The following is a 4,586-nucleotide window of genomic DNA, read 5'->3' on the forward strand; positions in this document are numbered from 1 at the left end:
CTATTGAACTCGGCAGTTGAGCCTTTTTACTCGGCAGTTGAACCTTTTTACTCGGAATATCACCTTGACGGGATTAAGACTGGCATAATAAATACAAATAATAATTTCTATACCAGCAAAAATAAATAAGGTTAACTACTGAAAGTTCTGATTAACCATTTATCATTAATAGTTACCAAAAAGCTGGAAAATACTTATGGTTCAAACTTGGCTGTGGATTGGTGTCATCAGTATGGCACTGGGTTGTGCTTTTTTCGGAGTAGGCGCACACAATGGTAAAAACGAACGCTGGAAAATACTGTATACACTTAATTTTTTCATTTGCTTGATTGCTAGTGGACTGTACTTAGCAATGGCACTCGGTCAAGGAGTTAACATCATCAATGATCGTCCAACTTATTGGGTGCGATTTGTCACTTGGTTTTGCTCAACGCCACTGTTGTTGTTGGATCTGACTTTTTTAGGAAAAACAAGCCTGCTGATTACAGGTAGCTTGTTAGGAGCAAACGCCTATATGCTTGCCACTGGCTTCCTCGCCACAGTTACACCCAAGCCGATCAGCTACATCTGGTATATTGCAAGTTGTGGTGCTTACCTCGCGGTTTTCTACTTATTAGTGAAGCCCTACCAGATTGAGGCAGAACGCAAACATCCAAGATCCAAGCAAGCATTCCGCAAGCTGGTGACTGTGCATCTGGTGCTGTGGACACTCTATCCAATTGTGTGGATTCTTAGTCCAGAAGGGTTTAACGCTTTTGGTCAAGGCGGGGAAACAATGGGTTATACGCTACTAGATATTGCCTCTAAAGTCGGGTTTGGTTTTCTATCGTTAAACACCCTACGTAGTTTAGAACAGGCAGGAGAATCGGTTACTGAATCGGAACCCTTATATGAGTAAGTAGAAATTTTCAGTAGGATGCAATAGATAGCTAACCGATGAAGAAATCCCAAATTTTAGCGAAACGATATTAGAGAAATCAATCAAGAGATTATGCGATCGCTCTCAGTGTATTTTATATACTAAAGCGATCGCACTACCTATTGTCAAGAAAAAAGCAAATTATTTATAGATATTCCCGTCAAGGAAATTATCGACTCTGCTAAATTCCTCCTCCAGGACGCTTTAAAAACTCCCTTGGATGGATGCTGCTACTTATAAAATCAGTATCCAATATATCAGGAAGTAACCGATACCCCTTAAGGAGACTGATTGGATGAATTTGCAGGCGATTTGGAAGTTATTACAAGAGACGTTCAAAGAATGGAGTGAGGATAAAGCCTCACGGTTAGCGGCGGCGTTAGCTTATTACACGATTTTTTCCATTGCACCGTTGCTAATTATTGTAATTGCGATCGCAGGGGCAGTATTTGGAGAAGAAGCGGCAAGGGGGCAAATCGTTGGACAAATTCAAGGCTTAGTCGGCAGAGATGGGGCACAATTTATCCAAACAGCTATTAGTAATGCTAATAAACCACAAACAGGAGCGATCGCTTCTATCATTAGTGTCGTAGTTCTGCTATTGGGTGCTACTGGTTTATTTACCGAGTTGCAAGATTCCCTTAACACGATTTGGGAAGTGAAACCGAAACCCGGACGCGGCGTAACTAACATTATTCGCCTACGCGTTTTGTCTTTTGCAATGGTGATCGGGATTGGCTTTTTACTTTTAGTTTCTCTGGTAATTAGTACAGCATTAGCAGCATTAGTAACATTCTTTAGTAACTTGCTGCCAGGTGTCGATTTCCTCTGGCATATTCTCAATTTCATCCTCTCTTTTTCCATCACTACGTTCCTATTCGGACTCATTTTTAAAGTACTACCAGATGTCGAAATTGCTTGGACTGATGTTTTAATTGGAGCTATGCTCACCTCGTTTTTGTTTTCTATCGGTAGATTTTTGTTAGGACAATATTTAGGTAATGGCAGTTTTGGTTCAGCTTATGGTGCTGCTGGTTCACTGGTGGTAATCTTAGCTTGGGTTAACTATGCCGCGCAGATTCTTTTCTTCGGTGCGGAGTTTACCCAAGTTTATGCCAGAAGGTACGGTAGCGGCATAACCCCATCTAAACATGCCATACCTTTATCTGATAATACGGAATATAATGGCAAGGCTCCAACAGCACAATCACCCACTAAGAAAAAGCCTTTTTCTAGCTTTATTAATCGCTTGTTCCAGTCTTTTAAGAAGCCCAAGCGCTTAAAACAGAAAAGAAAAAATCAGCGACTTTAATCCCTAATTGTTGGAGGTTTATATTTTTAAATCTGATACAGATAAAAGTATTTAACCTCTAATTAAAATTACTTATATCAAATAAATCACATATAATTATAGATAATTCCTCTGTGTTTATAAATAACCTTAGACTGGATTTTTTCCAGAAGTCTATTGAAAAAGGGAGAAAATCTGTGCTAATGGAAAAATGGTTTTTCATCAATTGGCAGGCAATCTTTGTTCCTAGCATTAGCGTCTTTGAGTTGATTATCCGTGGGTCGCTGGTCTATTTGGCGCTGTTCTCAGTGCTACGCTTCCTTCCTAGCCGGCAACTAGGAACTCTAGGAATCACTGATTTACTCGTAGTTGTGCTATTTGCTGAAGCTGCCCAAAACGCTATGGCAAGTAATTATACATCAATTACTGAAGGCGCTATCCTGGTAGGAACTGTAATTTTTTGGAGCTACTTGCTGAACTGGTTAGGCTACAAAATACCTCAGTTCCAACGTTTTATGAATCAGCCACCGCTGCTACTAGTAAAAAACGGTCGGATGATTCAGCGTCATTTGCAACGAGAGTTAATTACAGAGGATGAGTTGATGAGCAAGTTACGTCAGCAAGGTGTGGAATTTTTAGCAGATGTGAAGTTTGCATATATGGAGGCTGACGGTAGGATTAGTATCATCACCTTTGATTCAAAAACTAGTTCTGTCCCTGAGCAAAAAATAGCATTAAAAAGTGATCTACATTAATTAGACTGTAAAATATGACGGTTGTATTCTGTGCCGAACTGTGATTGAGCGTTATACTTTGCCCGAAATGGCTAATCTCTGGAGTGAAGCCTATAAGCTAAAAACTTGGCTGCAAGTCGAAATTGCTGTTTGTGAGGCTCAAGCTGAACTGGGTTACATTCCATCTCAGGCGGTTGAGGAAATTAAGGCCAAGGCAGATTTTGACCCAAAGCGGGTGCTGGAAATTGAGGCTGTAGTCCGCCACGATGTTATTGCTTTCTTGACAAATGTCAACGAATATGTAGGTGATGCCGGACGCTATATTCACCTGGGTTTAACTAGTTCGGATGTTTTGGATACAGCTTTAGCACTGCAATTGGTTGCCAGCTTGGATATATTATTGCAACGTCTGGAAGATTTGATTCAGGTAATTCGCCGAAAAGCACAGGAACATCGTCATACGGTGATGGCTGGTCGATCGCATGGTATTCACGCTGAACCGATCACTTTTGGTTTCAAGCTAGCTGGCTGGTTAGCAGAAGTGTTGCGACATCAAGAACGCCTGAAAATTCTCCGCGAAACTATTGCCGTGGGTAAGATTTCCGGTGCGGTAGGAACCTATGCGAATGTTGAACCGCGTGTAGAAGCGATCGCTTGTGAAAAACTCGGACTCAAACCCGATACGGCCTCAACGCAAGTTATTTCCCGCGATCGCCACGCCGACTATGTGCAACAATTAGCTTTGGTAGCAGCATCCATAGAACGTTTTGCTGTAGAAATTCGCAATCTCCAAAAAACAGACGTTCTGGAAGTTGAAGAATTCTTCTCTAAAGGTCAAAAAGGCTCCTCAGCAATGCCACACAAGCGCAATCCTATCCGTTCGGAACGGCTGACGGGAATGGCGCGACTCGTCAGAAGCCATGCAGGTGCAGCTTTGGAAAATATTGCTCTCTGGCATGAGAGGGATATTTCCCATAGTTCTGTAGAACGGGTGATTTTGCCAGATGCTTGTACTTTGACGCATTTTATGTTGACAGAAATAACCGACTTAGTAAAAAACCTGTTGGTTTATCCTGAGAACATGGAACGAAATCTCAACTGCTACGGCGGCGTTGTGTTCAGCCAAAAAGTGTTACTTGCCTTGATAGACAAGGGAAGCCAGCGAGAGGAGGCTTATGCGATCGTTCAAGAAAGCGCTCACGCCGCTTGGAACAAGCCAGAAGGTAATTTCCAGGACTTGATTAACAAAGATCCTCGCGTTACCGAAAAGTTGTCCCCAGCAGAACTAGAAGTCTGTTTTGACCCCCAGCAGCATCTGAGCCATTTAGAAGAGATTTATCAACGGTTGGGAATTTAGGATTAATTTGCTTGTAGTGAGCGCTTAAGCGCTTACTACTAACCTGTTACTTAAAAAATACGCAAACTTTTTCAAAAAAGAATATATAAAAATACCAAAAATCTTTAGTATTGCATTGCTGAAGACTGTTAATTTGGTGCTGGAATTTTTGCCAGCACTGGGTAGTATAAATAACACATATATATATCATGTTTGCATAATTAGTTGTAATTCCCACAGTCATTGCACCCCACCCCCAACCCCCTACCCGCTCTTCGGGAGGGGAGACAAAGCACAGCTTTGGCA

4 protein-coding genes are annotated in these 4,586 nt (G+C 41.6%); all 4 read left to right on the forward strand.

Annotation, left to right across the window (positions count from 1 at the left end):
* Nucleotides 1-196 precede the first annotated feature (196 nt).
* Entirely contained in the window at nt 197-898 is a 702-nt protein-coding gene (locus ACFFAP_RS36145) for a bacteriorhodopsin (RefSeq protein WP_375515721.1), read from the forward strand.
* A gap of 316 nt (nt 899-1,214) precedes the next feature.
* Nucleotides 1,215-2,231: a YihY/virulence factor BrkB family protein gene (locus ACFFAP_RS36150; RefSeq protein ID WP_375515722.1), complete on the forward strand. Its 1,017-nt coding sequence runs from the start codon at nt 1,215-1,217 to the stop codon at nt 2,229-2,231.
* 182 nt (nt 2,232-2,413) lie between these two features.
* Complete coding sequence (locus tag ACFFAP_RS36155; RefSeq protein WP_375515723.1) at nt 2,414-2,965, forward strand: DUF421 domain-containing protein; 552 nt, start codon at nt 2,414-2,416, stop codon at nt 2,963-2,965.
* A 40-nt stretch (nt 2,966-3,005) separates the two neighbouring features.
* Nucleotides 3,006-4,301 carry an adenylosuccinate lyase gene (purB, locus tag ACFFAP_RS36160; RefSeq protein WP_375515724.1) on the forward strand — a complete coding sequence of 432 codons (1,296 nt, stop codon included), beginning with the start codon at nt 3,006-3,008 and terminating at the stop codon, nt 4,299-4,301.
* The last annotated feature ends 285 nt before the right edge of the window (nt 4,302-4,586 follow it).

Origin of the sequence: uncultured Nostoc sp., assembly GCF_964245575.1 — a bacterium.
Classification (GTDB): Bacteria; Cyanobacteriota; Cyanobacteriia; order Cyanobacteriales; family Nostocaceae; genus Nostoc.